At 71.2% G+C, this 26262-nt stretch carries 24 protein-coding genes; 10 read left to right on the top strand and 14 right to left on the bottom strand.

Annotation, left to right across the window (positions count from 1 at the left end):
* Window positions 1–119: 119 nt before the first annotated feature.
* A complete protein-coding gene (locus ACFV7R_RS36715; protein WP_385271752.1) occupies window positions 120–761 on the bottom strand; it encodes a response regulator in 642 nt (213 codons plus the stop codon).
* Window positions 758–1951 carry a sensor histidine kinase gene (locus ACFV7R_RS36710; protein WP_385271749.1) on the bottom strand — a complete coding sequence of 398 codons (1194 nt, stop codon included), beginning with the start codon at window positions 1949–1951 and terminating at the stop codon, window positions 758–760. The genes ACFV7R_RS36715 and ACFV7R_RS36710 overlap by 4 nt, the downstream gene beginning before the upstream one ends.
* A gap of 160 nt (window positions 1952–2111) precedes the next feature.
* Between ACFV7R_RS36710 and ACFV7R_RS36705 the strand changes: the two genes are divergently transcribed.
* Window positions 2112–2696 carry a hypothetical protein gene (locus ACFV7R_RS36705; protein ID WP_385271746.1) on the top strand — a complete coding sequence of 195 codons (585 nt, stop codon included), beginning with the start codon at window positions 2112–2114 and terminating at the stop codon, window positions 2694–2696.
* A 54-nt stretch (window positions 2697–2750) separates the two neighbouring features.
* On the opposite strand, the gene ACFV7R_RS36700 is transcribed toward ACFV7R_RS36705, so the two are convergent.
* Window positions 2751–3323 (bottom strand): cob(I)yrinic acid a,c-diamide adenosyltransferase, encoded by a 573-nt coding sequence (locus ACFV7R_RS36700; protein ID WP_129800540.1) that lies wholly within the window; start codon window positions 3321–3323, stop codon window positions 2751–2753.
* Window positions 3324–3473: 150 nt separating this feature from the next.
* On the opposite strand from ACFV7R_RS36700, the gene ACFV7R_RS36695 reads away from it, so the two are divergent.
* The 3 genes from ACFV7R_RS36695 to ACFV7R_RS36685 all read left to right on the top strand — a co-directional run bounded on the left by ACFV7R_RS36695 (window position 3474) and on the right by ACFV7R_RS36685 (window position 7657).
* Window positions 3474–4322 carry a 3-hydroxyacyl-CoA dehydrogenase family protein gene (locus ACFV7R_RS36695; protein WP_129800539.1) on the top strand — a complete coding sequence of 283 codons (849 nt, stop codon included), beginning with the start codon at window positions 3474–3476 and terminating at the stop codon, window positions 4320–4322.
* A 155-nt stretch (window positions 4323–4477) separates the two neighbouring features.
* Window positions 4478–4801 carry an STAS domain-containing protein gene (locus ACFV7R_RS36690; protein WP_129800538.1) on the top strand — a complete coding sequence of 108 codons (324 nt, stop codon included), beginning with the start codon at window positions 4478–4480 and terminating at the stop codon, window positions 4799–4801.
* Window positions 4802–5065: 264 nt separating this feature from the next.
* Window positions 5066–7657 (top strand): ATP-binding protein, encoded by a 2592-nt coding sequence (locus ACFV7R_RS36685; protein WP_385271741.1) that lies wholly within the window; start codon window positions 5066–5068, stop codon window positions 7655–7657.
* A gap of 67 nt (window positions 7658–7724) precedes the next feature.
* Here ACFV7R_RS36685 and nucS read toward each other — a convergent pair whose 3' ends face one another.
* Window positions 7725–8396, bottom strand: coding sequence for an endonuclease NucS (gene nucS / locus ACFV7R_RS36680; RefSeq protein ID WP_385271738.1), 672 nt, complete (start codon window positions 8394–8396; stop codon window positions 7725–7727).
* A gap of 298 nt (window positions 8397–8694) precedes the next feature.
* Between nucS and ACFV7R_RS36675 the strand changes: the two genes are divergently transcribed.
* A complete protein-coding gene (locus ACFV7R_RS36675; protein WP_129800535.1) occupies window positions 8695–9087 on the top strand; it encodes an SCO5389 family protein in 393 nt (130 codons plus the stop codon).
* Window positions 9088–9171: 84 nt separating this feature from the next.
* Here the strand turns inward: ACFV7R_RS36675 and ACFV7R_RS36670 are convergent, their stop codons facing one another.
* Window positions 9172–10200, bottom strand: a complete 1029-nt coding sequence (locus ACFV7R_RS36670) for an LLM class flavin-dependent oxidoreductase (RefSeq protein WP_385271735.1) — start codon at window positions 10198–10200, stop codon at window positions 9172–9174.
* A 221-nt stretch (window positions 10201–10421) separates the two neighbouring features.
* Here ACFV7R_RS36670 and ACFV7R_RS36665 point away from each other — a divergent pair, with 221 nt between their 5' ends.
* Window positions 10422–10763: an ATP/GTP-binding protein gene (locus tag ACFV7R_RS36665; protein ID WP_385271732.1), complete on the top strand. Its 342-nt coding sequence runs from the start codon at window positions 10422–10424 to the stop codon at window positions 10761–10763.
* A gap of 6 nt (window positions 10764–10769) precedes the next feature.
* Here ACFV7R_RS36665 and ACFV7R_RS36660 read toward each other — a convergent pair whose 3' ends face one another.
* From ACFV7R_RS36660 to mce, 7 genes are all read right to left on the bottom strand, one after another.
* On the bottom strand, window positions 10770–11645 hold the full coding sequence (locus ACFV7R_RS36660) for an ABC transporter permease subunit (RefSeq protein ID WP_385271729.1): 876 nt from the start codon (window positions 11643–11645) through the stop codon (window positions 10770–10772).
* Window positions 11642–12940, bottom strand: a complete 1299-nt coding sequence (locus ACFV7R_RS36655) for an ABC transporter ATP-binding protein (RefSeq protein WP_385271726.1) — start codon at window positions 12938–12940, stop codon at window positions 11642–11644. The genes ACFV7R_RS36660 and ACFV7R_RS36655 overlap by 4 nt, the downstream gene beginning before the upstream one ends.
* A 113-nt stretch (window positions 12941–13053) precedes the next feature.
* Window positions 13054–13824 carry an ABC transporter permease gene (locus tag ACFV7R_RS36650; protein ID WP_385271723.1) on the bottom strand — a complete coding sequence of 257 codons (771 nt, stop codon included), beginning with the start codon at window positions 13822–13824 and terminating at the stop codon, window positions 13054–13056.
* Between the two features lie 2 nt (window positions 13825–13826).
* Window positions 13827–14774 (bottom strand): ABC transporter ATP-binding protein, encoded by a 948-nt coding sequence (locus ACFV7R_RS36645; RefSeq protein WP_385271720.1) that lies wholly within the window; start codon window positions 14772–14774, stop codon window positions 13827–13829.
* Window positions 14775–14859: 85 nt separating this feature from the next.
* Window positions 14860–15795, bottom strand: a complete 936-nt coding sequence (locus ACFV7R_RS36640) for a cellulose-binding protein (protein WP_385271717.1) — start codon at window positions 15793–15795, stop codon at window positions 14860–14862.
* 183 nt (window positions 15796–15978) lie between these two features.
* Window positions 15979–19827 (bottom strand): polarized growth protein Scy, encoded by a 3849-nt coding sequence (gene scy / locus ACFV7R_RS36635; protein WP_385271714.1) that lies wholly within the window; start codon window positions 19825–19827, stop codon window positions 15979–15981.
* Window positions 19828–20040: 213 nt separating this feature from the next.
* Window positions 20041–20481 (bottom strand): methylmalonyl-CoA epimerase, encoded by a 441-nt coding sequence (gene mce / locus ACFV7R_RS36630; RefSeq protein WP_129800528.1) that lies wholly within the window; start codon window positions 20479–20481, stop codon window positions 20041–20043.
* A gap of 150 nt (window positions 20482–20631) precedes the next feature.
* Between mce and ACFV7R_RS36625 the strand changes: the two genes are divergently transcribed.
* Both ACFV7R_RS36625 and meaB read left to right on the top strand, forming a co-directional pair.
* On the top strand, window positions 20632–21834 hold the full coding sequence (locus ACFV7R_RS36625) for an acetyl-CoA C-acetyltransferase (RefSeq protein WP_224740235.1): 1203 nt from the start codon (window positions 20632–20634) through the stop codon (window positions 21832–21834).
* 37 nt (window positions 21835–21871) lie between these two features.
* Window positions 21872–22831 carry a methylmalonyl Co-A mutase-associated GTPase MeaB gene (meaB, locus tag ACFV7R_RS36620; protein ID WP_385271709.1) on the top strand — a complete coding sequence of 320 codons (960 nt, stop codon included), beginning with the start codon at window positions 21872–21874 and terminating at the stop codon, window positions 22829–22831.
* 145 nt (window positions 22832–22976) lie between these two features.
* Here meaB and ACFV7R_RS36615 read toward each other — a convergent pair whose 3' ends face one another.
* Window positions 22977–23474, bottom strand: coding sequence for a PepSY domain-containing protein (locus ACFV7R_RS36615; protein WP_385271706.1), 498 nt, complete (start codon window positions 23472–23474; stop codon window positions 22977–22979).
* 120 nt (window positions 23475–23594) lie between these two features.
* Between ACFV7R_RS36615 and ACFV7R_RS36610 the strand changes: the two genes are divergently transcribed.
* Together ACFV7R_RS36610 and ACFV7R_RS36605 are read left to right on the top strand one after the other, a co-directional pair.
* The gene (locus ACFV7R_RS36610) at window positions 23595–24260 is read left to right on the top strand and encodes a response regulator transcription factor (RefSeq protein ID WP_385271703.1); all 666 of its coding nucleotides are present in this window, start codon (window positions 23595–23597) and stop codon (window positions 24258–24260) included.
* The gene (locus tag ACFV7R_RS36605; protein ID WP_385271700.1) at window positions 24257–25699 is read left to right on the top strand and encodes a sensor histidine kinase; all 1443 of its coding nucleotides are present in this window, start codon (window positions 24257–24259) and stop codon (window positions 25697–25699) included. The genes ACFV7R_RS36610 and ACFV7R_RS36605 overlap by 4 nt, the downstream gene beginning before the upstream one ends.
* A 9-nt stretch (window positions 25700–25708) precedes the next feature.
* On the opposite strand, the gene ACFV7R_RS36600 is transcribed toward ACFV7R_RS36605, so the two are convergent.
* A complete protein-coding gene (locus ACFV7R_RS36600) occupies window positions 25709–26185 on the bottom strand; it encodes a MarR family winged helix-turn-helix transcriptional regulator (protein ID WP_224735346.1) in 477 nt (158 codons plus the stop codon).
* Window positions 26186–26262: the final 77 nt, after the last annotated feature.

Below are 26262 nucleotides of genomic sequence, written 5' to 3'. Positions count from 1 at the left end.
GCGCCTCCTTGTGGGGTTGTTGTCGGGGCATGACTGAGCCATCAGGCCCACAGTGCCGCGAGAATAGAAAGGTCTGGACCACGGGTCAATAGGTCTGGACCACTACCCCGAAAAGTCCTCTAGATCCCCAACTCCTGTGCCAGCACCGCGGCTTGCACCCGGCTGCGCAGCTCCAGCTTCCCCAGCAACCGGCTGACGTGCGTCTTCACCGTGGCCTCCGCCATGTCGAGGCGGGCGGCGATATCGGCGTTGGACAGGCCCTCGCCCAGGCAGGACAGGACCTCGCGCTCGCGCCGGGTGAGGCTGTCCAGGACCGAAGGGTCGGCCCTGGACTCCCGTACGGGCTTGGCGGCGAACTCGGCGATGAGCCGACGCGTCACGGCCGGCGCGATCAGACCCTCCCCGCGCGCCACCGTCCGTACCGCCTCCAGCAGATCCTTCGCGTCCGTGTTCTTCAGCAGGAACCCGGACGCGCCTGCGCGCAGCGCGCCGAACACGTACGCGTCCAGGTCGAAGGTCGTCAGGACCAGTACGTCGGCGAGCCCCTCGGCGACCACCTGCCGGGTCGCCGACACCCCGTCCAGACGCGGCATCTGAACGTCCATCAACACCAGGTCCGGCCGCAGCTCACGGGCGAGCGCCACCGCCTGCTCACCGTCGACCGCCTCACCGACCACCTCGATGTCGGGCGCGCTGCGCAGGATGAGGACGAGCCCGGCGCGGACGGCGGACTGGTCCTCGGCGACGAGCACGCGGATCATTCGGTCACTCCTTCGACATCGACGAGAGGCAGGGTGGCGCGCACCGCCCAGATCTTGCCCCGGGCGGCGTCCTCGGGGCCGGCCTCGAAGCTGCCGCCCAGCAGCGCGGCCCGCTCCCGCATGCCGATCAGACCGGCACCGGAGCCGGGCGCGCGAGGCCCGTCGCGGTCGCCGTACGGGCTGGTCACGGCGATGCTCAGCAAGCCGTCGAGCTGCCGCAGCGTCACCGTGACCCGGCCGGGGCCGGCATGCTTGAGGGCGTTGGTCAGGGACTCCTGCACGATCCGGTACGCGGCGAGCTCCACCGGCGCGGGCAGCTTCGCGCCGTGCTCGGCGTCGACGGTGACGTCGAGGCCGTTGGCGCGGGCGGTGTCGGCCAGCGCGCCGAGGCCGTCGAGAGTGGGCGCCGCGGCGGGCGCGGAGTCGCCGCTGTCGTCCCGCAGGATCCCGATCAGCCGGCGCATCTCCGCGAGTCCCTCGACGCTGTTCTCGCGGATGACGCCCAGGGCCTGTTTCGAGGTCTCGGGGTCGTCGAGGGAGAGCGCGGCCGTGGAGTGGATGGCGATCGCCGAGAGGTGGTTGGCGACCATGTCGTGCAACTCGCGGGCCACCCGTGCGCGTTCGGCGACGACAGCCTGCGTGCGGTCCATCTCGGCGAGCAGCGCGGTCTGTTCGGCCCGCAGCCGGGCGGCCTCGGCGGCCTCGCGGTGGTTGCGCACGATCAGACCGGTCGACGCGGGCGCGAAGGCGACGACGCCGACGGCCGCACCGATCAGCAGGGTCTCCGGCACCCGCCAGATCGCGAACGGCACGATCGTCCCCGCCACCGTGAGCAGCCCGGTGATCCGCGGGATACGGCGGGCCGAGGCGGGGGAGCCGTACAGGACGGCCGCGTACATCACGTCGGTGTACATCAGGACCGTGACCAGGTTGCCCTGCGTCATGAGGTCCAGGACGATCGCGCCCGTGGCGGTCAGCAGTGCGGTGCGCGGGGCGGTCCGGCGCAGCAGTTCACAGCCGGCCATCACGGCGAGCGGCAGGAGGACGGGCCAGCGCCCCGCCCACAGCACGGTCGGCTCGCCGGCCGGCCGCATCCCCAGGCCGATGCCCCACAGCAGCAGCCCGCCCAGCAGGCCGGCCAGTGCGACGTACCGGTCGAAGCGGTGCGGGCGGGGGAGTCGTACGGCCATGACACCATCCAACACGGGCGGCGCGCGTCGCGCCTGATGCCGCGGAACGGTTCGCGCGTCCGCGAGTACATCGAAGGATGCAGTCGTACTTCGTCGGCGGCGACGACGAATCGAGCGGATTCCGACGGGAGCCTGGACGGGTGACCGAGAGGAGTGCGCCGTGATCGTCACGTTGATCGTCGTCTGCGAGGTCGGCTTCTGGGTGCTGCTGGCCGCGGGGCTGTTCTTCCGCTACGTCCTCGGGATGCGCCGGACGGGGCTCGGTCTGCTGCTGGTCGAACCGCTGCTGGAGGTCGTGCTGCTGGTCGCCACGGCGATCGACCTGAAGAACGGCGCAGATCCGAGCTGGAAGCACGGGCTGGCCGCCCTGTACATCGGCTACACCGTGGGCCACGGCCACCGGACGGTGAAGTGGCTCGACGGCCACGCCGCCCACCGCTTCGGCGGCGCCGCGCCGCCCGCCAAACCGCCGCGCTACGGGATGGCCCGCGCCCGGCACGAGGGCAGGGTGTGGCTCGGCACGCTCGTGGCTGCCGTGGTCGCCAGCGTGCTGCTGCTGATCGCCATGTGGTACGTGGACGACCCGAGCCGCACGAGCTCCCTCCAGAGCTGGATCTTCATCGCCTGGCGCACGGCCGGCATCCACGGCCTGATCGCCCTGACGTACGCGATCTGGCCGAAGAGGGCCCCTGCCGGGCTCTCCGAGGCCGGGGAAACGCGGATGAAGGAGCGGAGCCCGCGCTGAGGGCTCCGGCGCAAGCCCGGTGGCCCGGACCGCAGCGGACCTCGCCGAGTCCGCTCAGCGTTCGCCGCCAGGGACCCAAAGGACGTCGCCCGCGGCCCCGTTGGCCGTCCGGGCCAGGATGAACAGCAGGTCCGACAGGCGGTTGAGGTAGGTCGCGGTGAGGGGGTTCATCGTCTCGGCGTGTACCTCCAAGGCCGCCCACGTGGAGCGTTCGGCGCGGCGGACCACCGTGCAGGCCTGGTGGAGCAGGGCGGCACCCGGCGTGCCGCCGGGCAGGATGAACGAGCGGAGCTTCTCCAGACGCTCGTTGAAGCGGTCGCAGTCCGCTTCCAGGCGGTCGATGTAGAACTGCTCCACCCTGAGCGGCGGGAACTCCGGGTTCTCCACCACCGGCGTCGACAGGTCCGCACCCACGTCGAACAGGTCGTTCTGCACACGGGTGAGGACCTTGACGATCTCCTCGTCCAGTCCGCCCAGCGCGATCGCCGTGCCGATCACCGCGTTCGCCTCGTTGGCGTCCGCGTACGCGGAGATCCGCAGGTCGGTCTTGGCGACCCGGCTCATGTCGCCGAGGGCGGTGGTGCCCTGGTCGCCGGTACGGGTGTAGATGCGCGTGAGATTGACCATGTGGCCAGCCTAGTGAGCCGTGCCGGTGTGATGTCCGTCATGTGAGACGTGACGCGCGTTACTTACCGGTCACACAGCCCCTCACGAGCGCTAGGGTCCGCCGGAGAGAACATACGTAAACAGCGAGTAAGCATCTCAGGGGAGTCGTCAGTGGCACGGAAGCTCGCCGTCATCGGGGCCGGTCTCATGGGTTCCGGCATCGCCCAGGTCTCCGCCCAGGCGGGCTGGGACGTCGTCCTGCGCGATGTCACCGACGAGGCGCTCAGGCGCGGCACCGACGGCATCAAGGCCTCGTACGACAAGTTCGTCGCCAAGGGCAAGTTGGAGGCGCACGACGCCGACGCCGCCCTCGCCCGTATCACCGCGACCACCGACCTGGACGCCGCTGCCGACGCGGACATCGTCGTCGAGGCCGTCTTCGAGAAGCTCGAAGTCAAGCACGAGATCTTCCGGGCGCTCGACAAGATCGTGCGCCCGGAGGCCGTACTCGCCTCCAACACCTCCGCCATCCCGATCACCAAGATCGCGGCCGCGACGGAGCACCCGGAGCGCGTCGTCGGCACCCACTTCTTCTCGCCGGTCCCGATGATGCAGCTGTGCGAACTCGTCCGGGGCTACAAGACCAGCGACGAGACCCTCGCCACCGCACGGGAGTTCGCCGAGTCCGTCGGCAAGACCTGCATCGTTGTCAACCGCGACGTGGCCGGCTTCGTGACGACCCGGCTCATCTCCGCGCTCGTCGTCGAGGCGACCAAGCTGTACGAGTCGGGCGTCGCGACCGCCGAGGACATCGACCTCGCCTGCAAGCTCGGCTTCGGGCACGCCATGGGACCGCTGGCCACCGCGGACCTCACCGGCGTCGACATCCTGCTGCACGCCACCGGCAACATCTACACCGAGACCCAGGACGAGAAGTTCGCTCCGCCGGAGCTGATGCGCCGGATGGTTGACGCGGGTGACATCGGGCGCAAGAGCGGGCAGGGCTTCTACAAGCACTGAAACCGCACACGCCTCGAGGGACATCACACCTCGGAGTGAATTCGGTATCGGTTCGCTTACGGACGGCAACCTCTGACCGCCCAACACCGTCAGAGGTTGCATCACCGGCATCATCTTTCATCGCGGAGCACACGACGCACGCACGGGGAGCGCATATGCACATCAGGGGCGACCACGACGAGGTGGTCGTCGGGGGCCGTCTCGACGTCCGCAGCGCGGCGGACGCCCGTGCGGTGTTGCACTCGGCCGTCGACGACGGAGCCGGCGACCTCATCCTCGACCTGTCCGAGCTGGACTCCTGGGACGCCACCGGACTCGGGGTCATCATGGGCGCCCACCGGCGGGCCGGCCGCTGCGGCCGACGGCTGGTGCTGCGCGGTGTACCGCCGCAGATGCAGCGCCTGTTGGTGGCCACCCGGCTGCACCGGATCCTGGCGGTCGAGGGCGGCATCGGGCTGGAGTCGCTGCCCCGGGTGTGACTCCCGGCGCGGGTGTGATCCGGCGGGACGGGCGGGACCCGGGCACCTCACGGCGAAACGCCCGACGCGCACAATCCTCACGAGACTGTGACGTCTCGGACCGGGCGGCACCCCGGACTGTCGTAGATACTGAGCGAAGGTTTAGGGTTCGGTCGCCCGCGTCTGTTCAACCCTCGAGCGGGCCCGGACCAGAAGCGACAGCGCGGTGTGCGGCAAGGCCGGGAGGGGCTCGACGCACTCGACGCTTTTGGGGGGCTTGAACCTATGGACCCGAACAACCGGGGACCCGAGGAGTACGGCCACGAAGGTGACGGCAACTCGCCGCGCCAGCGCCCGCCGAGGGACTCCCTCACATCCGACTTCGGCCAGCATGCGCCCGCACTCGCCCGCACGGTGCAGCTGGTCTCCGGCGACTTCCTGCTCACCGTCAACCCCGTCGACGGCAGCGAGATCGAACTGTGCCCGCCGGGGGAGCGGCCCGGACGCCCGCAGAAGCTGACCGCGGCCCAGCGTGCCGAGGTCGACCGCGCCGCCGCGCCGCCCGTCCCGCCGGGGCCGGGCCGGCCCGCGCTGCCGCTCCTCGGCCGCCAGGACGAGCGCGAGCGTCTGGTGCGGCTGCTCGCCCGCGGCCGCTCCGTGCGCCTGACCGGCCCGGGAGGCTCGGGCCGCACCCGCCTTCTCGACACGGTCGCCGAGGACTGCGCGGACCTCGCCCCCGACGGCGTGGTCCGGCTCACCGGCTTCCACCACACCGCGAACGACCTGCTGTACGAGCTCTTCTACGCCGTGTACGGCGCACCCCTGCACCGGCCGGAACGGGACGAACTGCTCGAGCACGTCCGGGAGATCGGCGCGATCGTCGTCCTCGACGACATCGAGTTCGGCGGCGCCGCGCTCGACGAACTGCTGGCGGCCACCCCGGAGTGCGCCTTCGTGATCGGCGCCACCCCGGACGTGCCCGCGCCGTCCGCCGACGCGGCGATCGAGGAGGTCTTCCTCGACGGTCTCGACCGCGCCGGCGGCCTGGATCTCCTCGAGTACGCCGTCGGCCGCTCCCTCACCGAGGACGAGGCCAACTGGGCCGGCGACCTCTGGTTCGAGTCCGAGGGCCTGCCGCTGCGGTTCGTGCAGGCCGGCGCCCTGCTGCGGCAGCGCGACCGGATGCGGGCGGGCGTGGACGCCTTCGACGAGTTCGGCGTCTTCCAGGAACTCCCGGCCGATGCGCCCTTCGACGCCGTCCCCGGAGCGTCCGCCGAAGTACCGCTGCCCTCGCTGGCGGAGGGAGCCGCGCCGGCCGCGCTGCTCGCCTCCCGGCTGAGCGCCTCCGCGCGCGCCACCCTGCGTATCGCCGTGGCGCTCGGCGGCGAGGTGCCGCACCAGGCGCACCTGCCCGCCCTGGTCGGCGACACCCACGCGGACGCCGCGCTGGGCGAGTTGCTCAGCTGCGCGCTGGTCTCACCCGTCGGCTCCCGCTACCGGCTCGCCGCCGGGGTGCAGACCCAGCTGGAGGCCGCCGGCTACGCCGACGACCCGGCCGGTCACGTCCTGACCGCCGCCCGGCACTATGCCTGGTGGGCCGGACACCCCTCGGTCACTCCCGAGCGTGTGTGCGCCGAGGCGGACGCCCTGCTCACCGCCCTTGCCGCCCTCGTACCGGCGACGACACCGCACGGCGAGGGCGAGGAGAGCGCCGCCGTGCAGCTGGCCCGCACGGCGGCTCCCGCGTTCGCCGCCGGGCTGCACTGGAGCGCCTGGGAGCGGGCACTGCGCTCCGGCGTGGAAGCCGCCCGGCTCGCCGGGGACGTCACCGAACAGGCCTACTTCCACCACGAGCTGGGCATCCTCGCGCTGTGCGAGGGCCGGCCGGACCGGGCCCGCGCCGAACTGGAGGCGTCCATCGGGCTGCGCGGTGCCGCCGCTGACAAGCGCGGCACCGTCGCCGGCCGCCGCGCCCTGGCCCTGGTCACCGACCGCGCGGGCACGGCACCGGGTCCCGCGTCCACGCCCGGCGCCTCGCCGGCGCTCGGTGCCACGCCCGTGCTCGGCTCCACCACCGGCGAGGAGGTGCCCGCCGCCCGCTACGAGGAGTCGGCGTCGCCGCCCGGCGGGGTCCCCGCGGCGCTTGCGGAGTTCCCGCCCCTGCAGCGGCCCGACGACACGTCGACCCTCGTCACCCACCGCTCGACGCCCGGTGCGGCGCAGCACCGCGACCGGGGCGGTCTGCGCGGCCTGGCCAAGCGCAACCTCGTCGCGGCCGGCGCGGGCGCACTGCTGGTGGCGGTGCTCGGTACGGTCGTGACGCTCGGCGCCACCTCCAGCAACGACGCCGAGAACCCCTCCGAGCAGGTCGGCGTCAACCCGTCCGCCAGCCAGGGCGTCGGTGAGGAGGGCCTGGGCGCCGACAAGGCGGAGCAGGACGACGACGGCGACACCGGCCCGGCGACGAGCCGGCCGACGGATCCGGGACCGGACGGTACGTTCGGCACCGCGGACGATCCGACGCCGACGGCCACGGAGACGGACGAGCCGTCCGACGACCCGAGCGGTACGCGGGATCCGGGCGGCGACTCCCCGACGAGCTCCAGCTCGCCGACCAAGTCCCCGACGAGGCCGCCGTCGTCGTCGAAGCCGCCCACCGAGACGTCTCCGACGCCGACCGAGACCGAAGAGCCGACGGAGACACCCACGGAAACCCCGACGCAGACGCCCACCGCGACCCCGACGGAAACCCCGTCCACCTCGGACTCGGCGAGCGCCCCGATCTCCTCCAGCGCTCCGGCGAGCACGAGCGCCAGCGCGCCGGAGAGCAGCAGTGCGGGGACTGAGAGCAGCTCGGGTTCGGGTCCGGTGATCTGAGGCCCGTACAAGCCGGAGGGCCGGGTCCGTCCGTCGGACCCGGCCCTCACCGTCGTACCACTGCCGCTCAGAAGAGCCGCAACTTGTCGTCCTCGATCCCCCGCAGCGCGTCGTAGTCCAGCACCTGGCACCCGATCCCCCGGTCCGTCGCCAGGACCCGGGCCTGCGGCTTGATCTCCTGCGCCGCGAAGACGCCCCGCACCGGCGCCAGATGGGGATCGCGGTTCAACAGCTCCAGATAGCGCGTGAGTTGTTCCACGCCGTCGATCTCACCGCGTCGCTTGATCTCGACAGCGACGGTCTGTCCGTCGGCGTCCCGGCAGAGGATGTCGACCGGGCCGATGGCCGTCATGTACTCGCGGCGGATCAGCGTGTAGCCCTCGCCGAGCGTTTCGATGCGGTCGGCGAGCAGTTCCTGAAGGTGTGCTTCCACGCCGTCCTTGATCAGGCCGGGGTCCACGCCGAGTTCGTGCGTGGAGTCGTGGAGGACCTCCTCCATCGTGATGATGAGCTTCTCGCCCGCCTTGTTGATGACGGTCCAGACACCGGCCTCCTCGCCGGTTCCCTCCTTCAGCGTGCAGGGCGGCGACATCCAGTTCAGGGGCTTGTAGGCCCGGTCGTCCGCATGGATCGAGACGCTGCCGTCCGCCTTCACCAGGATGAGACGGGGGGCGGTGGGGAGGTGGGCGGTGAGCCGGCCGGCGTAGTCGACGGAGCAGCGGGCAATGACGAGACGCATGGTCGGCAACGCTACTCGACGGGCCCCGGTGAAAGCGATTCGCCCGCCCGTCACCCGCCACCACCCTCAAACGAGGCCCTGACGGGCCGCCCTGTTTCTCCGGCCCCCCCTGTTCATTGCTGGCCGATTGTGTGCCCATCGGGATCGGCCTGTATTCGCATTCTTCTGGTGCCGTCACCGTCTGTTGCCTACCGTATTAAACGGGAGGTCGCGAGATGTGTACGCAGCGTGTTGACGATCGCGCACTCCCTCATCTGTCCGGCAACCCCTGCTGGTTGGGGGTGCGAGAGGAGAACCCATGTCGCTCGACGTCTCACCGGCCCTACTCGAACAGGCCGAGCGAGGCGAGGTCGACGAAGCTGACTTCGTCGACTGCGTCCGGACCTCCCTGCCCTACGCATGGGAGATGATCAGCTCCCTGGTGGCCCAGCTGAAGGTGGACGGCGGAGAGTTCGCCGACAACCAGACGCCCCCGCCGGACGAGCAGGCGCGCGGTCAGCTGCTGCGTGCGCTCGCGAGTGACGCCATACGCGGCGCGCTGCAGCGGCACTTCGGTGTGCGGCTGGCCTTCCAGAACTGCCACCGGGTGGCGGTGTTCCCGCTGGACGCCTCGGCGGACGAGAGGCTGGCCCGCTTCACCTCGGTCCGCGGCCAGCTGCTGAACCAGTCTCCGGAGCTGCGGGACTGCTGAGGCGCTGAACCGCTTGCTTGCCGCTCCGTACGCGGGAGGTGCGATCTGTATCGGAGCGGCAAGCCTCCCGCACGACGGGGCCGTTCACGTCAGCTGGGGGAGCACCTCGGCCCCCAGCCGCCGTACGTTCTCCTCCGTCGCCGCCAGGTCGCCGGAGCCCTCGACGAGCAGCGCGAAGCGGGAGACGCCGGTGCGCTCGCTGGTGGCGGCGAGCCGGTCGGCGCACAGCCGTGGGGTGCCCACCGGGTGCAGCCCGCAGAGCAGTTCGGTGTACGCCAGCGGATCGCGCATCCGGCGCTCGCGGCCGTCCACCGTGACATGGGCGTCCAGGCCCTGCTTCAGCCAGCCCGGCATCGCCTTCAGCAGGGTCTCCGCCGCTTCGGTGCGCCGGTCCGCGATCTGGCAGACACCGGCCGACACATGACCCGCGCCGAGGACTTCGTCCGCCGGCCGCCCGGCGGCTCGCGCATGCTGCCGCCACAGGGCGATCATCTCGGCCTTTTCCTCGTCCCCCACGTGCATGCCGAGCAGCATCGGCAGCCCGCGCTCGGCCGCCGTCCGCACACTCGCCGGGGACGTACAGGCGACGAGCATCTCCGGTCCCTCGGTCTCCGACAGGGACTCGGACGGCCTTGGTACGACGGGGACTTCACGGAAGGCGAAGCGGCCGCCGGGGCCCGCGACCGCCGGCTCGCGCAGCCAGCGCACCAGCAGATCGAGTGATTCCGGGTACTCCTTCTCGTACGCCTCCAGGCCCGTCCCGAACACCTCCAGGTCCACCCACGGCCCGCCGCGCCCCACACCCAGTGAGAAGCGTCCGCCACTTGTCACATGCAGCAGCGCGGCCTGCTCGCCGAGCGCCACGGGGTGGGTGGTGGGCAGCACGCTGACCGCCGTACCGACCCGGAGGCGGCGGGTGCGGCCGAGCAGTAACGCGGCCAGGGTGATCGCCGACGGGCATGTGCCGTACGGCACGAAGTGGTGCTCGGCCAGCCAGACCGAGTCGAGCCCCGCCTCCTCGGCCACCTCCGCCGAGCGGACCGCGCGGTGCAGCGCCTCCCCCTGGCCCTGGCCCGGGAACTGGGCCGCCAACACGAAACTTCCTACGCGCATTGCTCTTCCTGCTTCCTTGGCTCCGACACGGAGCTCCCCCACTCGGCATAACCGTCTGACACGTGCCGAGGACACGGCCTGGCGAAGGGATTTGCGGATTGTCAGCAGAATCGATGGTCGGAGAGGGGGGACTTGTGGAGATCGCTGCTTTGCGCGTACCCCTGTCCGGCCCACGTAGGCTGGACACGACCCGTTACCTGTATAGCTCCGAGAGGTGTCCTGTGTCCCCGCGTCGCAACCGAGCCAAGGGCCCGAAGGGGGCCGCCGTGTCCGGCGGGAGCGCCGAGGACGACCGCCCGGGCCGCTACGGCGGCTGGCAGTCGGCGGAGGACTGGCAGGGCGAGACCTGGAGCGTACGCCATGTGGCGGGGGCGAGCTCCGAGGGCAAGACGTACCGCTGCCCCGGCTGCGACCAGCTGATCCCCTCCGGTGTACCGCACGTCGTGGTCTGGCCCGAGCACGCGGGCGTCGACGACCGCCGGCACTGGCACAAGGCCTGCTGGAACGCACGGGACCGCCGCACCACGCGGGTGCAGCGGTCCCGGAACGTGCCGAAGTTCTAGCGGGGGTTACACGTCCCGCTTCTCCAGCAGTGCGTAGGCGCCGACGAACGCGGCAGCAGTGACGCCGAGCATGATCCACAGCGGGTCCCAGCCGGACGGGCCCGACGTGGTCAGCGAGTTGGAGTAGAAGATGCTCAGCTGGTTCGGGATCGAGTACTCGAACAGCGCCTCGCGCAGGTCCTCCAGCGACGACGCGAACATGAACATCGCGATGACCAGCGGGGCGAGCACCGCGGCGATCATGATGGTGATGGCGCCCGCCGAGTGCCGGACGATCGAGCCGACGACGAGTGAGAGCAGTCCGAGCAGCGCGATGTAGAGCGAGACACCGACCGTGCCCTTCAGCCACTCCTCCCCGGTCGGCTCCCGGGCGTCGCTCAACATGCCGACCTGCGCGAAGGCGACGAGTCCGGCGGCGACCAGGGTGACCACGAAGGCGACCGTGAAGAACACGACCGACTTCGCCGCGAGCACCCGCCCGCGTGTGGGGCAGGCGGTCATGGTGGTCCGGATCATCCCGGTGCCGTACTCCGTGGCAGTCGTCAGCACGCCCAGCGTGATGATGCACATGCTGCCGAGCAGCAGTCCGAAGAAGCCGAGGGACAGCGGGTTCTCGTCGCCCAGCTCACCCTCCGCCCCGGCGTTCGCCACCAGCGCGCCGGCCGACAGCCCGATGCCGACGACGAGCAGGATGAACACGCCCAGCGTCCACATCGTGGAGCGCACCGACCTGATCTTCGTCCACTCCGAGGTGAGGGCATGCCCGAGGTGGGTGCGGACGACCGGGATCGGCGAGGTGTAGTTGGGGTGGGGGTACGACGGGCCGGGCGCCGCCTGCCACTCGGGTGCGGCCTGCGGCATCGGGGGCTGGGGCGTGCTCATCGGGCGTCCTCGGGCTTGATCGGGTCGGCAGGGGCGGAGGCGGGCTGCGCGGGGGCGGCGGGCGCGGGCGGGGCGGCGACCGGAGCCTGGCCCGGCGCTGGCGGTGCGGACGCCTGCGGAGCCTGGGGCGCCGCAGGGGCCGCCTGCGGCGCCGGCTGCACGTACGGGTTGGCCGGGCCCGTGCCGGGCGCGGCAGGCGCGCCGTACGGCCCCGACGGCACCGCTCCCGGCTGCCCCTGCGGCATCGCGAACGGCTGTCCGCCCTGCTGGGGCGGCGGCGGGGCGTACCAGCCCGGCTGGCCCTGCCCCGGCACCGGCATCGGCATCGGCGGCTGTGCGCCCGGCGGCAGCGGCTGCTGCAGCCCGGCCTTCTGGTCGATCGTGGAGCGGTAGTCGACGGCCCCCTGCGTCATCCGCATGTACGCCTCCTCCAGCGAGGCCTGGTGCGGCGACAGCTCCCACAGCCGTACGTCCGTGTCGTGCGCGATGTCGCTGATGCGGGGCAGCGGCAGCCCGGTCACCCGCAGCGCGCCGTCCTGCTCGGGCAGAACGTGCGCGCCGGCCTCGGTCAGCGCGACCGTCAGCTTCTCGCGCAGCTGTGGCTCGGTGTCGGGCGTCCGTACGCGTGCGAAGCCGGCCGAGTTCGCCGCGATGAAGTCCTGCACACTGCCGTCGGCGAGCAGCTGCCCCCGCCCGATGACGATCAGGTGGTCGGCGGTCAGCGCCATCTCGCTCATCAGGTGCGACGAGACGAAGACGGTACGGCCCTCCGCGGCCAGCGACTTCATCAGGTTCCGCACCCAGAGGATGCCCTCCGGGTCGAGGCCGTTGACCGGCTCGTCGAACAGCAGCACCTGGGGATCGCCGAGCAGCGCGGCCGCGATGCCGAGCCGCTGGCCCATGCCCAGGGAGAAGCCCTTGGAGCGCCGCCCGGCCACGTCCTGCAGACCCACCACGCCGAGCACCTCGTCCACCCGGCGGGCCGGGATGCCGGACAGCTGGGCCAGCGACAGCAGATGGTTGCGGGCCGAGCGGCCGCCGTGCACCGCCTTGGCGTCCAGCAGGGCGCCGACCTGGCGGGGCGCGTTCGGCAGCTTGGCGTAGGGGTAGCCGCCGATGGTCACATGCCCGGAGGTGGGGTTGTCCAGCCCGACGATCATCCGCATCGTCGTCGACTTGCCCGAGCCGTTGGGCCCGAGGAAGCCGGTGACGGCACCGGGCCGCACCTGGAAGGAAAGATTGTGCACAGCGGTCTTGTCGCCGTAACGCTTGGTCAGGCCGACTGCCTCGATCATGCTCCGCACCCATCGAAAGGTTCAGGACAGCGGGGCACACGCCCCCGTAAGGGTTAGGAGGATATCGAGTCGCTGACGGTTCCCTCCAAGAGCGGGTAAAAAACCTTCCACGATCACGCGTCCCGCTTCTTCAGCAGCACGTAACCGCCGATGAGCGCCGCCAGCACCCACAGCACCATGATCGCGAGCCCGCCCCAGGGGCCGTACGGAGCGTCGTCGTCGACCGGGACGACCACCTGCATGATCTTGCTGCCGGCCTGGTCGGGCAGGAACTGGCCGACCTTCTTGGTGGCCGAGACATTGCCCAGGATGTTGGAGATCAGGAAGAAGAACGGCATCAGGATGCCCAGCGACAGCATCGGCGAGCGCAGCATCGCGGCGACGCCCATCGAGAACATCGCGATGAGGGTCATGTAGACGCCGCCGCCGATCACCGCGCGCAGCACACCCGGATCGCCGATCCGGGCGCTCAGGTCGCCGAGCATCGCCTGCCCGAGGAAGAAGGTCACGAAGCTGGTGGCCATGCCGACGACCAGGGCGAGCAGGGTGGCGACCGCAAGCTTGCTGAACAGGAACGTGCCGCGCTGCGGTGCGGCCGCCAGCGAGGTGCGGATCATGCCGGTGCTGTACTCGTTGGAGACCACGAGCACCCCGAACACGATCAGCGCGAGCTGGCCGAGGCTCATGCCGGCGAAGCTGATGAACGTGGGGTCGAAGGAGAGCCTGTCCCGCGCGTTCATGTTCTCGAACTCGCTCTTCGACAGTGCCGAGATCAGCATGCCGAGGGCGATGGTGACCACCACGGCGAGAGACAGCGTCCACACCGTGGACGCGACAGAGCGGATCTTCGTCCACTCGGACCGGATGACCTGGGTCGCCGCCATGCTCAGCCCTTCCTCCAGGTTTCGCCCCACTGCTGCACAGGCGTGTCGGAATGCGCGTGGTACTCCACGGACTCCGCGGTCAACTGCATGAACGCCTCCTCCAGGGAGGCCTGCTGCGGGCTCAGCTCATGCAGCACGATCTGGTGCTGCGCGGCCAGCTCACCGATCCGCTCGGACTTGCCGCCGTCCACCTCGAGCGCCCCGCTGCCGGTCTCGACGACCGTGATACCGGCCCCGTACAGCACATCGAGCAGCCGCTCGCGCTGCGGGGTGCGGATCCGGACGTAACTGCGTGAGTTCCGTGCGATGAAGTCGGGCATGGAGGTGTCGGCGAGCAGCCGGCCCTGGCCGATGACGACGATGTGGTCGGCGGTCAGCGCCATCTCGCTCATCAGATGGGAGGAGACGAAGACGGTACGGCCCTGCGCGGCCAGCGACTTCATCAGGTTGCGGATCCAGTGGATGCCCTCGGGGTCCAGCCCGTTCACCGGCTCGTCGAACATCAGGATCCGTGGATCGCCGAGCAGCGCTCCCGCGATGCCCAGCCGCTGCCCCATGCCGAGCGAGAAGCCCTTGGCCTTCTTCCGCGCGACCGCCGTGAGGCCCACCGTGTCGAGCACCTCGTGCACCCGGCTCTTCGGGATGCCGTTGCTCTGCGCCAGGCACAGCAGATGGTTGAAGGCGCTGCGCCCGCCGTGCACGGCCTTGGCGTCGAGCAGGGCGCCGATGTACTTCAGCGGGTCCTTGAGCTGGTCGTAGTGTTTGCCGTCGATGCGGACGTCCCCGGCGGTGGGCCGGTCCAGGCCGAGCATCATCCGCATCGTCGTGGACTTGCCGGCGCCGTTGGGGCCGAGGAAGCCCGTGACGATGCCCGGTCTGACGGTGAACGTCAGATGGTTGACCGCCACCTTCTCGCCGTACCGTTTCGTCAGCCCCTCGAGCTCGATCATGCGGCAACGCTAAAACGGTACAAAGCCCTCTGCCACCGGAGTGGCAGAGGGCTTCGCAGATGTTCAGACGGCGTATTCCGACCGGTTACCGGGTCTGCTGCGCCGGAACCCCGCGGGAGATCGGCTCGTCCTCGGCCGGCGTACCGGCCGCGGCCACCGCGGCGCCCGTGAGGGTCGCCAGCATCTCGCGCACATTGGTCAGCTGCGCGTTGATGGAGTCGCGGCGGTTGGTGAGGGCGGCCAGCTCGCGCTCGGATTCCGAGCGGATCCGGTCGGCCTTGGCGTTGGCGTCGGCCACGATGTCCTCGGCCTGGCGCTGGGCCGTCTCCACCGTCTGGCGGGCGCGGCGCTCGGCGTCCGTGCGCAGCTTCTCGGCCTCCAGGCGCAGCTGCTCGGCCCGGTGCTCGATCTCGGCGAGGCGCTTCTCGGCCTTGGCCTGACGGGACGCCAGGTCGCGCTCGGACTGCTCGCGGCGTTTGGCGAGGTTCGTCTCGAAGTCGGCGGCGGCCTGCGCGGCCTTGGCGCGGGTCTCCTCGAAGAGCGCGTCGGCCTCCTCCCGCTTGGACTGGGCGTCCTTCTGCGCCTCGGCGCGCAGCTGGGAGGCCTCACTCTTGGCCTTCTCGACGATCCGGACGCCCTCGTCCTCGGCCTTGGCCTTGCGTTCCGCCGCGAAGGCCTCGGCGTCGTTGCGCACCTGCTGGGCCGCCGACTCGGCGAGCTCACGGTGCTGCTCGGCCGCGCGACGGGCCTCCTCGCGCAGGTCCTTGGCCTCCTCCTCGGCGAGGCGGAGGATCTTCTCGACACGCGCGCCGAGACCGGCGTACGACGGCTCGGCGTCGTTCACCTGGGCCTGGGCGTTCTGCGTTTCGAGGTGGAGCTCCTCGATGCGCTTTTCCAGAGCGGTGATGCGGGCGAGAGCGCTGTCACGGTCGGAGACGAGCTTGGAGATACGTTCGTCCACCTGAGCGCGGTCGTATCCACGCCGCACAAGCTCGAAGCCGTAGGGGGAAGTGTCGCTCATGGGGTTCCTGTCGAATGAGACCGGTGAGGTGATAGGTGGAATCCTAGGGGCCAAGGCGGCGTGTCATCGAGCGGATGCGTGTTTGATCTGGAGAATGACACCCCTTTTGAGTGGCTAACCGTCGGACCGCTTGCAAAAGACTTACCCAAAAGGTCAGAAGGTGCCCCGAATCAGACCTCCTGACTACCCGTCCGACGATTTGCCACCCGAACGCTGCGCGCCCACCGCGGCGCCCGCCCTGACTCCGCCGTCCTTGCCGGATGACGGGGCCTCAAAAGACTCCAACGCTTCCAGCACGTCCTGGACACGGGAGATCTCCGCGTTGATGTCCTCGCGGCGCCGCACCAGGGTCTCGAGCTCGCGCTTGCCCTCCTCGACCGTGCGCTGGGCCTCGCGGACCGCCTCGGCCTTGATCTTCTCGGCCTCCTTGACGAGCGCCGACTTCTTCTGCTCGGCCTCCTTCAGAAGTCCCTCGGCCTTCTTCACGGCGGCGATCCGCACCTTGCCGGCCTCGGAGTTGGCCTCCGACACCAGCTCCTTGGCCTTCGCCTGGGCCTTGGCGAGCTGCTCCTCGGCGGCCTTGATGAGCGCGTCGCAGCGGTCACCGGTCGACTTCATCGTCTCGGCGGCCTCACGGCGGGCCCGCTCGTGCAGCTCCTCGATCTCGGCCGTGATCCGCTCGCGCAGCTCCTCCGCCCGCTCCCGGATCGCGGTCGCGTCCCGGCGCGCGCCGACCAGCAGTTCGTCCGCATCCGTCCGGGCCTTCTCCACCCGGGAGTTGCCCTCGACCGTCGCCTCGGAGACCAGCCGGTCGGCCTCCTTGCGGGCCGCGCCCACCATGGTGTCGGCCTGCGCCTCGGCGTCCGCGGTGGTCTTGAGCGCCTGCTGCTGGGCCTCGGTGAGCAGCTTGTCCGCCTCCGCCGTGGTCTCCGTGATGAGCTTGTCGACCTGCTCGGCCGCCTCGGAACGCCGCTTGTTGGCCTCCTGGCGGGCCTCGTCGAGGGTCCGCTCGGCCTCCTTGCGCGCCGCCGTCGTCAGCCGCTCGGCCTCCGCCGCCGCATCGGTCCGGACCCGCTCCGACTCCGCCCGGATCCGCTCGGCGTGCTGCCGCGCCGACCCGACCGTCTCGGCGGCCTCCGCACGCAGCCGCTCCGCGTCCCCGGTGGCGTCCCCGATCAGCTGCTCGGCCTTGGCGACCGACTCGGCCCGTACCCGCTCGGCCTCCGTGGCCGTCTCCGAGGTGAGCCGCTCCGCCTCGGAGCGCGCCTCGGTGATGAGCGTGTCCGCCTGCGTCGCCGCGTCCGAACGGATCCGGTTGGCGTCCTCGCGGGCGTCCGCCCGGGTGCGCGACGCGTCCTGCTCGGCCTGCGCGATGTTGTCCGAGGCCTCCGTACGCACCCGCTGGGCATGCTCGGCCGCCTCGGCGCGCAGCCGTTCGGACTCGGCGATCGCCTCCGCCAGGGTGCGCTCGGCGAGCGCCCTGGCGGCCTCCGTCTCCTCGTTCGCCTCGCGCCGCGCACGGCCCGCGTCCTCGGTGGCCCGTTCCCGCTCGGCGTAGGCGTCGGCGCGGACCCGGTCCGCCTCCTCCTGCGCCTCGCGCCGGGTACGGTCCGCCGCGTGCTCGGCGGCGGACCGCAGGCCCTGGATCTCCTCCTGCGCCTGCTCGTGCAGCCCGGTCACGGAGTCCCGGACCTGCTGGGCGTGCTGCTCGGCGGCCGAGACCATCTCGGTGGCGCGCCGGTCGGCCTCCTCGACCAGGCGCAGGGCCTCGGTCTGCGCCTCCTCCACGCGGGCCCGCGCCACGGCCAGCAGTTCCTCGCTCTGCTCCCGGGCCCGCTCGCGCTCCTGGTCGGCCTCCTGGCGGGCCGAACCGAGGAACTCCTCGGCCTCGCGGCGGCGCCGGGCGGCCTCCTCCTGTGCGGCGGCCAGCGTCTCGGACGCCTCCTGCGCCAGTCGCTCGGCCGCTGCCTGCGCCTCGGCCCGTACCCGGTCGGCGGTGTCCTGCGCCTCCGACTTCAGCCGCTCGGCCTCCGCCGCCGCCTCCGACCGCAGGCGTACGGCGACGGCCTCGCCCTCCGCGCGGGAGGCGGACGCGTCCGACGCGGCCTCGTCGCGCAGCCGTTCGGCCTCCGCCTCGGCCTGCGCCCGGAGCGTGCGGATCCGCTCGGCCGACTCGGCGCGCAGCCGCTCGGTCTCCTCGGCGGCCTCGCGGCGGATCCGCGCGGCCTCCTCACGGGCGTCGGTCAGCGCCTGCTCGGCGGCGGCGAGCCGCTGCTCGGCCTCGGTGTGCAGCCTGGTCAGCTCGTCGGCGGCCTGAGCACGGCGGGCCTCCATGGCACGCTCGGTCTCCTCGTGCAGCTCCCGTGCGGCGCGTTCGGCGTCGGCCTTGATGCCCTCGGCCTGCTCGACGACCTCCTCGCGGTGCCGCTCGGCCTCCTGGCGGGTGCGCTGAAGGGTCTCCTCGGCCTGCCGGCGCAGCGTCGTCGCCCGCTCGATGGCCTCCGTACGGACCTTCTCGCTGTCCGTCGTGGCCTTCTGCCGCAGCTCGTCCGCGTCCGCCTTGGCCTTGGCCAGCAGCTCCTCGGCGGTCTTGGCCGCCTCCTCGATCTGCTGGACGGCCTCCTTGCGGGCCTCGGCGCGGATCTTCTCGCCCTCGGCGACCGCGTCGGCCCGCAGCTGCTCGGCCTCGCCGCGCAGCCGGCGCGCCTCCTCCTGCAGCTCGACCGTCTTGGCGCGGTACTCCTTGGTGTCGTCCTTCGCCGCGCCCTTGAGCTGCTCGGCGATGTCGTGCGCCTCGGCCCGCAGCCGGTCCGCCTCGGTCTCGGCCTCCCGGCGGATCCGCTCGGCCTCCTCGGCGGCGGCCTTGGTGGTGTTCTTGGCGTCCTCCGACGCCTTGTTGAGCACGTCCTCGGCGGTCCTGGCCGCCTTGGACAGCTGGCCGGCGGTCTCCTCGGCGGTGATCGTACGGGCCTTCTCGGCGGCCTCCGCGACGATCTTCTCGGCCTCGGCGCGGGCGTCGGCGACGACCTGCTCGGCCTCCGCCTTGGTGGTCTCGGCCTCCTTGGTGGCCTCGCTGACCAGCCGGGCGACCTGCTCCTTGGCCGTCCGGGTGCGGGTCTCGTTCGCCGCCTCGGCGCCGGCCAGCGCCTTGGCCGCGGCCTCCTTGGCCTCGGTGACGAGCTTCTCCGCCTCGGCCTGCGCCTTGCGCAGCGCCTCCTCGGCCTCCGTCATGCGCTGCTCGGCAGCCCGGCTCAGCTCGGCGGCCTGGCGGCGCGCGGTGTCGGACTCGGTGACGGTGGAGCTGCGCAGCTGCTCGGCGTGGTCGGTGGCCTCCTGTGCCTGCGTGGAGGCGGCGTTCAGCAGCCGCTCGGCATCCGTACGAGCCCGGCGCAGCAGCTGCTCCGCCTCGGCGCGGGCCGACTCGGCCTCGCTCTGCAGCCGCTGCCGTGCCTCGGTGACCAGCCGCTCGGCCTCCGCACGGGCGGCCGTCATGGCCTGCGCGGCCTCGGCGCGGGACTCCTCCAGCAGGCGACGGGCCTGCTGCTCGGTGCGGGCGCGCAGCTGCTCGGCCCAGGCCACGTTCTCGTTGACGTGCGACTCGACGTTCTGCCGGCGCTCCGCGAGCTCCTGGTCCAGCTGCTGACGACGGGCCACCGCCTCGGCGTGCAGTTCGGCCTGCAACCGGGCTGCCTGCTCGGCGTGCTCCTGGAGGATGCGCTGGGTCTGCGTCCGGGCCTGGCTCAGCTCGCGCTCGGCGTCGGCACGGATCTGGTCGGCCTGCATCTGGGCGTTGCGCAGCAACTGTTCGGCCTGATAGCCGATGTCGGCGCTGTCGTAGGCAGGCCGGGTCATGAGCGTGCGCCGCGCCTCATGCAGCTTGGCGCGCAGTACCTCGACCTGGTAGCCGAGATCCTCGGCGTGCTGGATCGCCTTTTCCCGTTCGGTCTTCAGCCGTTTCATCTCGGCTTCGAACCGAGTGAGGTGATCGACGTCAGCCGCCGGCTCTCGCTCCTGGCTCTCGTAGCCCCGCACTGCGCGGTCCCATCCGTCCCCTGGTCGCAAGTCTCTCCAAACGAGCTCCGTCCATCCGCCGAACGGGGCCCCCGGGGAATGGTGTCAGATCAACGACGGAGCATGGGCTGCTGCCCCGACGCTCGTCCCCCGAAACCCGGACCCCGGACATGGCGGTCACCCTGGACAGAGCGGCGACCGCCCCCCAACCCTACCGGCCCATATGTACGAGGGTCAGTGCTCAGGTGACTCAACCGGCGCCGAAGTGACCAGTTCTGTCAGTACGCCATGACAGTCCTTGGGGTGCAGGAAGGTGATCCGTGACCCCATGGAGCCGCGCCGCGGCTCCTCGTACAGAACGCGTACGCCCTTGTCGCGAATGTCCGCGGCCTCGCCGTCGACGTCTGCCGTACCGAAGGCGATGTGGTGGACACCCTCGCCGTTCTTGGCGAGCCACTTCGCGACGGTGGAGTCCTCCCGGGTCGGTTCCAGGAGCTGCAGGTACGAAGCCCCGCCGTCGGACGTATCGTTGATCTTGAGCATGGCCTCGCGCACGCCCTGCTCCTCGTTGACCTCGGTGTGGAACACCTCGAAGCCGTAGGTGGTCCGGTAGAACTCGACGGTCGCGTCGAGGTCGTGGCAGGCAATCCCGATGTGGTCGATTCGCGTCAGCATGAAATCAGTGCAGCGCTCCGGAGGTGGTTACGCAACGTGCGCGCGATCACACCGACAGCCCGATGACGGGGTGGACTACCGCTCAGTACATTCGAAGTAAACCCTCGTTCACTCCTCGGCCCGTGCAGGCCGGTAAGGGGATCGCAGCTCATGACTGGAACGAACAGCACGACCTCGGTGATCGTCGCGGGCGCGCGGACGCCCATGGGGCGGTTGCTCGGCTCGCTGAAGACCTTCTCCGGAGCCGACCTCGGCGGCTTCGCGATCAAGGCCGCCCTCGACCGTGCGGGGATCGGTGGCGACCAGGTGCAGTACGTGATCATGGGCCAGGTGCTCCAGGCCGGGGCGGGGCAGATCCCGGCCCGCCAGGCCGCCGTCAAGGCCGGTATCCCGATGAACGTCCCGGCGCTCACCGTCAACAAGGTGTGTCTGTCCGGCCTCGACGCCATCGCGCTCGCCGACCAGCTGATCCGCGCCGGCGAGTTCGACGTGATCGTCGCCGGCGGCCAGGAGTCCATGACCAACGCCCCCCACCTGCTGCCGAAGTCCCGCGAGGGCTTCAAGTACGGCGCGGTGGAGATGCTCGACGCCATGGCGTACGACGGCCTGACCGACGCCTTCGAGGGCATCGCCATGGGCGAGTCGACCGAGAAGCACAACACGCGCCTCGGCATCGCCCGCCCCGAGCAGGACGAGATCGCCGCCCTGTCCCACCAGCGCGCGGCCGCCGCCCAGAAGAACGGCATCTTCGAGGCCGAGATCACCCCGGTGGAGATCCCGCAGCGCAAGGGCGAGCCCGTCGTCTTCAGCAAGGACGAGGGCATCCGCGCGGAGACGACAGCGGAGTCGCTGGCGAAGCTGCGTCCGGCGTTCTCGAAGGACGGCACGATCACGGCGGGTTCGTCGTCGCAGATCTCGGACGGCGCGGCCGCGGTCGTCGTCATGAGCAAGGCCAAGGCCCAGGAGCTCGGTCTGGAGTGGATCGCGGAGATCGGCGCGCACGGCAACGTGGCCGGTCCGGACAACAGCCTCCAGTCCCAGCCCTCCAACGCGATCCTCCACGCCCTGAAGAAGGAGGGCCTGGAGGTCTCCGACCTGGACCTGATCGAGATCAACGAAGCCTTCGCCGCCGTGGCGGTGCAGTCAATGAAGGACCTCGGGGTATCCACCGAAAAGGTGAATGTCAACGGCGGCGCCATTGCCCTGGGTCACCCGATCGGGATGTCCGGTGCCCGTCTCGTCCTGCACCTGGCGCTGGAGCTGAAGCGGCGCGGCGGCGGGGTCGGCGCGGCCGCCCTGTGCGGTGGCGGCGGTCAGGGTGACGCGCTGATCGTGCGGGTACCGAAGGCCTGAGCGGTTTGTCGCCGACTGTCTCGTGAACGGAGCTGTGATGCAGGACGTCTCCACACTGGTGGCCCAGGCCAGGGAAGGCCGGCCGCGGGCCGTGGCCCGGCTGATCTCCCTGGTGGAGGGGGCGTCCCCGCAGCTCAGGGAGGTCATGACGGCACTGGCCCCGCTGACCGGCAACGCATACGTCGTCGGTCTCACGGGCTCGCCGGGAGTCGGCAAGTCGACCTCCACGTCGGCCCTCGTCACCGCCTACCGCAAGCAGGGCAAACGGGTCGGCGTCCTGGCCGTCGACCCGTCGTCCCCCTTCTCCGGCGGCGCGCTGCTGGGCGACCGCGTCCGCATGTCGGAGCACGCCTCCGACCCCGGCGTCTACATCCGCTCGATGGCCACCCGCGGTCACCTGGGCGGCCTCGCCTGGGCCGCGCCGCAGGCGATCCGCGTCCTGGACGCGGCGGGCTGCGACGTGATCCTGGTCGAGACGGTCGGCGTCGGCCAGTCGGAGGTCGAGATCGCCTCCCAGGCCGACACCTCCGTCGTCCTCCTGGCCCCCGGCATGGGCGACGGCATCCAGGCGGCGAAGGCCGGAATCCTGGAGATCGGCGACGTGTACGTCGTCAACAAGGCCGACCGCGACGGCGCGGACGCCACCGCCCGGGAACTGAACCACATGCTCGGCCTCGGTGAGTCCCGTGGCCCCGGCGACTGGCGGCCCCCGATCGTCAAGACGGTCGCCGCCCGCGCCGAGGGCATCGACGAGGTCGTCGAGGCCCTGGAGAAGCACCGCGCATGGATGGAGGAGCGAGGCGTCCTGGCCGAACGCCGCCTGGCCCGCGCCGCACGCGAGGTGGAGACCATCGCTGTGACGGCCCTACGGGAACGCATCGGCGACCTGCACGGCGACCGCCGCCTGAGCACACTGGCGGAACGCATCGTCGCCGGGGAACTGGACCCGTACCGAGCGGCGGACGAACTGGTGCGCGGTCTGACGACCGGCACGTGACTCCATCCAGCCCGTCCGGCGTTTGAGGACGAGGCCATTCAGGCCGAAGCGGGGTCTGGGGGCGCAGCCCCCAGGGACGGGAAGGGCAGGGGCAGCGGGGCGAACAAACCTCGCAGTGCCCCACCACCCTCCCCCCACCACCCCGTCAGTCGTCGTCCCCGGCCCGCTCGTCGGCGTCGTCATCATCACCGTCATCGACGTCATCCGTATGGGTGCCAAGCACCCGCCCCGTCGACGCATCGACATCCACGGTGTGCGAGCTGCTCCCCCGCCCCAGCACCTCAACCTCCCAGACCCGCCGGTCGCCACCCTCACCCCCGTCATCCTCACTGTCGAGCTCCACGGACACGACCGTCCCCGGCACCGCCTTCACCGCGGCCTCGATCGCCTGCGAGGCGGTGAGCGCACCACCCTCCGACGCCGCGCGGTCGTCCCGGTCGTCGCCCCGGACGTCGTCATCCCGGTCGTCCCGGTCGTCCCGGTCGTCGTCCCCGCCCGCACTCAGACCGTCCACCGTGACCGACGCCGGAGCCGACGGCGTGGCCGCCACGCCGCCACCACCACCACCCGCGAAGGCCAGTGCGGACCCGCCCCCGATCACCGCGGCCGCGGTGACAGCCACGATGACGATGTTGCGCTTCATGCCGTTCCTCCCCAATTGGGCTTGCGTTCTTCCGACATGGACCACCCTGCGCCGCGGAAGCTGAAGCCCGCCTGAAGCTCCCTGAAGATCGCTTCAGCTTCGGTTTGCGACCCTTGGCGCATGCGCCTGCTGATCGTGGAGGACGAAAAACGCCTCGCCGTATCCCTGGCCAAGGGCCTGACGGCGGAGGGCTACGCGGTGGACGTCGTCCACGACGGCCGGGAGGGACTGCACCGGGCGAGCGAATCGCCGTACGACCTGATCGTGCTCGACATCATGCTCCCCGGCATGAACGGCTACCGCGTCTGCTCCGCCCTGCGCGCCGCCGGCAACGACGTACCCATCCTCATGCTCACCGCCAAGGACGGCGAGTACGACGAGGCCGAGGGCCTGGACACCGGCGCCGACGACTACCTGACCAAACCGTTCTCGTACGTCGTCCTCGTCGCCCGGGTCAGGGCGCTGCTGCGCCGCCGCGGCCGGCACGGCGCCTCGCCCGTCCTCGACCTCGGTGCCCTCCGGGTCGACACCGCCACCCGCCGGGTCGCCCTGGACGGGGAGGAGATCGCCCTGACGGCCAAGGAGTTCGCCGTCCTGGAGCACCTGGCGGGGCGGGCCGGTGAGGTGGTGTCCAAGGCCGAGATCCTTGAGCACGTCTGGGACTTCGCGTACGAGGGCGATCCGAACATCGTCGAGGTGTACGTCAGCGCCCTGCGCCGCAAGCTGGGCGCCGGGCTCATCCGCACGGTCCGCGGCGCCGGATACCGTCTGGAGGCGTCGAGATGAGGCGCTTGTTCGGTTCCGTCCGGGCCCGGGCCACGCTCGCCGCCACGCTCGTCGTCGCCGTGGCCCTGGTCGCCGCGGGGGCCGCCGTACTGATCTCCCTGTACTCCAACCTGACCGAACAGGCCGGGACCGAGGCGGAGCGCACGGCCCGCGAGGTCGCCGCCGATCTTGCGGGCGGCAGGACCTCCGACCAGCTGTCGCTGGACGACGACCGGCCGGTCCAGGTCGTTGCCGAGGACGGCACGCTGGTCGCGGCCACCGAGGGCCTGGAGCGGATCAGTGGCACGGGAACCGGCGTGGTGCGCCCGCAGCCCCAGCCGTCGGCCCCGACGACCAGCGCCCCCGGCGACGACGAGGATGACGACGACGATGACGACGACGGCTCGACAGGGAGCACCACCCTCCGTCCGGGTGAGATCGGCGAGGACGCGAGCTTCACCGACGGCTCGGCGACGGTCGACGGCACCACGGCGGACTACCGCTTCGCCGCCGTGCCGGTCGAGGTGCCCGACCGGGGGACGTTCACCGTGTACGCGGGCGGGCCGCTGGCCGCCGAGCAGAGCGCGGTGAGCACCGCCCAGACCGTCATGCTGATCGGATTCCCGCTGCTGCTGGGCGTTGTGGCGGGCGTGACCTGGCTGGTCACCCGGCGCGCGCTCCGACCAGTCGAGGACATCCAGCGCGAAATGGCCGAAATCACCGCCTCCGAGGACCTGTCCCGGAGGGTGCCCGAGCCGGACACCCACGACGAGGTCGCCCGGCTCGCCGGCACCACCAACGAGACGCTGGCGGCGCTGGAGACCTCGGTGGAACGCCAGCGGCGGTTTGTCGCCGACGCCTCGCACGAGCTGCGCAGCCCCATCGCGTCCCTGCGCACCCAGCTCGAAGTGGCCGCCGCGCACCCGGAGTTGCTGGACCTCGACGGGGCCGTGGAGGACACCGTACGGCTCCAGCGGCTCGCCGCCGATCTGCTGCTGCTCGCCCGGCTGGACGCGGGGGAGCGGCCCATCGGCGACGCCCGGGCGGACCTCGCCGCGCTGGCCCGGGAGGAGGCCGCGGGCCGTGAGAACGTGACGGTTCGGGCCGAGTCCCTCGAAGTGGCCGGATCCCGCGGTCAACTGGGGCGCGTGCTGGCCAATCTGCTGGACAACGCCCAGCGGCACGCCCGCTCTGCGGTCACCGTGGTCGTACGCCGGGAGGGGGACCGGGCCGTGCTGCAGGTGGCCGACGACGGCGACGGGGTGCCCGCGGCGGACCGGGAGCGGATCTTCGAGCGGTTCGTACGGCTGGACGCGGCCCGCAGCCGGGACGAGGGCGGCGCGGGGCTGGGCCTGGCCATCGCCCGCGATGTCGCCACCCGCCACGGCGGCACGCTCACCGTCCAGGACGCACCGGCAGGCGGAGCCCAGTTCGAACTCCGCCTGCCGCTCGCCCGGTGACGCCTCCGGTCAGGGGCGGCCGCGGTGCCCGCGCAGGTGTTCCGCGATGGGTTTGAGGGCCTTGTCGAGCTCCGTCAGTGCCTCGGGTGACAGCAGGTCGATGAAGTGCCTGCGCACGGACGCCACATGGTGGGGCGCGACCTTCTGCATCGTCTCCATGCCGTGCTCGGTGAGGACCGCGTACAGTCCGCGCCGGTCGGACTCGCAGTTCTCCCGGCGCACCAGGTTGGCGTTCTCCATGCGGGTGATCTGGTGCGAGAGACGACTCTTGGACTGGAGGGTGGCGGAGGCGAGGTCGCTCATCCGCATCCGGAAGTCCTCCGACTCGGAGAGATTCACCAGGATCTCGTAGTCGTTCATCGTCAGGCCGAACGGCTGCAGGTCCTTTTCGAGCTGGTACGTCAACAGCCTGTTGACCTCCAGGTGGGTGCGCCAGGCACACTGCTCCGCATCGGTCAGCCAGCGCGTGGCCGTTTCGGTCTCCATGAATGAAGTCTACCTAAGAAAGTTGAAAGGCGAACTAATGAGGGTGGCGTGACGGTGCGCACGCGTTCGACGTCACA

This window comes from Streptomyces sp. NPDC059866, assembly GCF_042731325.1.
Lineage (GTDB): Bacteria > Actinomycetota > Actinomycetes > Streptomycetales > Streptomycetaceae > Streptomyces > Streptomyces flavusporus.
Note: the sequence above shows the minus strand (reverse complement) of the source record. Positions and strands in the feature narration are given on the sequence as shown.

Excerpts from the sequence above, each read along its gene's own strand:
- ACFV7R_RS36670 (WP_385271735.1), bottom strand. The coding sequence starts at position 10,200 with ATGCGCGTAGGAAGTTTCGTGTTGGCGGCCCAGTTCCCGGGCCAGGGC.
- meaB (WP_385271709.1), top strand. The coding sequence starts at position 21,872 with ATGCAGGACGTCTCCACACTGGTGGCCCAGGCCAGGGAAGGCCGGCCG.
- mce (WP_129800528.1), bottom strand. The coding sequence starts at position 20,481 with ATGCTGACGCGAATCGACCACATCGGGATTGCCTGCCACGACCTCGAC.
- ACFV7R_RS36690 (WP_129800538.1), top strand. The coding sequence starts at position 4,478 with ATGCACATCAGGGGCGACCACGACGAGGTGGTCGTCGGGGGCCGTCTC.
- ACFV7R_RS36700 (WP_129800540.1), bottom strand. The coding sequence starts at position 3,323 with ATGGTCAATCTCACGCGCATCTACACCCGTACCGGCGACCAGGGCACC.
- ACFV7R_RS36645 (WP_385271720.1), bottom strand. The coding sequence starts at position 14,774 with ATGATCGAGCTCGAGGGGCTGACGAAACGGTACGGCGAGAAGGTGGCG.
- ACFV7R_RS36685 (WP_385271741.1), top strand. The coding sequence starts at position 5,066 with ATGGACCCGAACAACCGGGGACCCGAGGAGTACGGCCACGAAGGTGAC.
- ACFV7R_RS36655 (WP_385271726.1), bottom strand. The coding sequence starts at position 12,940 with ATGATCGAGGCAGTCGGCCTGACCAAGCGTTACGGCGACAAGACCGCT.
- ACFV7R_RS36625 (WP_224740235.1), top strand. The coding sequence starts at position 20,632 with ATGACTGGAACGAACAGCACGACCTCGGTGATCGTCGCGGGCGCGCGG.
- ACFV7R_RS36715 (WP_385271752.1), bottom strand. The coding sequence starts at position 761 with ATGATCCGCGTGCTCGTCGCCGAGGACCAGTCCGCCGTCCGCGCCGGG.
- ACFV7R_RS36660 (WP_385271729.1), bottom strand. The coding sequence starts at position 11,645 with ATGAGCACGCCCCAGCCCCCGATGCCGCAGGCCGCACCCGAGTGGCAG.
- ACFV7R_RS36615 (WP_385271706.1), bottom strand. The coding sequence starts at position 23,474 with ATGAAGCGCAACATCGTCATCGTGGCTGTCACCGCGGCCGCGGTGATC.
- nucS (WP_385271738.1), bottom strand. The coding sequence starts at position 8,396 with ATGCGTCTCGTCATTGCCCGCTGCTCCGTCGACTACGCCGGCCGGCTC.
- ACFV7R_RS36640 (WP_385271717.1), bottom strand. The coding sequence starts at position 15,795 with ATGAGCGACACTTCCCCCTACGGCTTCGAGCTTGTGCGGCGTGGATAC.
- ACFV7R_RS36610 (WP_385271703.1), top strand. The coding sequence starts at position 23,595 with ATGCGCCTGCTGATCGTGGAGGACGAAAAACGCCTCGCCGTATCCCTG.
- ACFV7R_RS36605 (WP_385271700.1), top strand. The coding sequence starts at position 24,257 with ATGAGGCGCTTGTTCGGTTCCGTCCGGGCCCGGGCCACGCTCGCCGCC.
- ACFV7R_RS36600 (WP_224735346.1), bottom strand. The coding sequence starts at position 26,185 with ATGGAGACCGAAACGGCCACGCGCTGGCTGACCGATGCGGAGCAGTGT.
- ACFV7R_RS36710 (WP_385271749.1), bottom strand. The coding sequence starts at position 1,951 with ATGGCCGTACGACTCCCCCGCCCGCACCGCTTCGACCGGTACGTCGCA.
- ACFV7R_RS36650 (WP_385271723.1), bottom strand. The coding sequence starts at position 13,824 with ATGGCGGCGACCCAGGTCATCCGGTCCGAGTGGACGAAGATCCGCTCT.
- ACFV7R_RS36675 (WP_129800535.1), top strand. The coding sequence starts at position 8,695 with ATGTCGCTCGACGTCTCACCGGCCCTACTCGAACAGGCCGAGCGAGGC.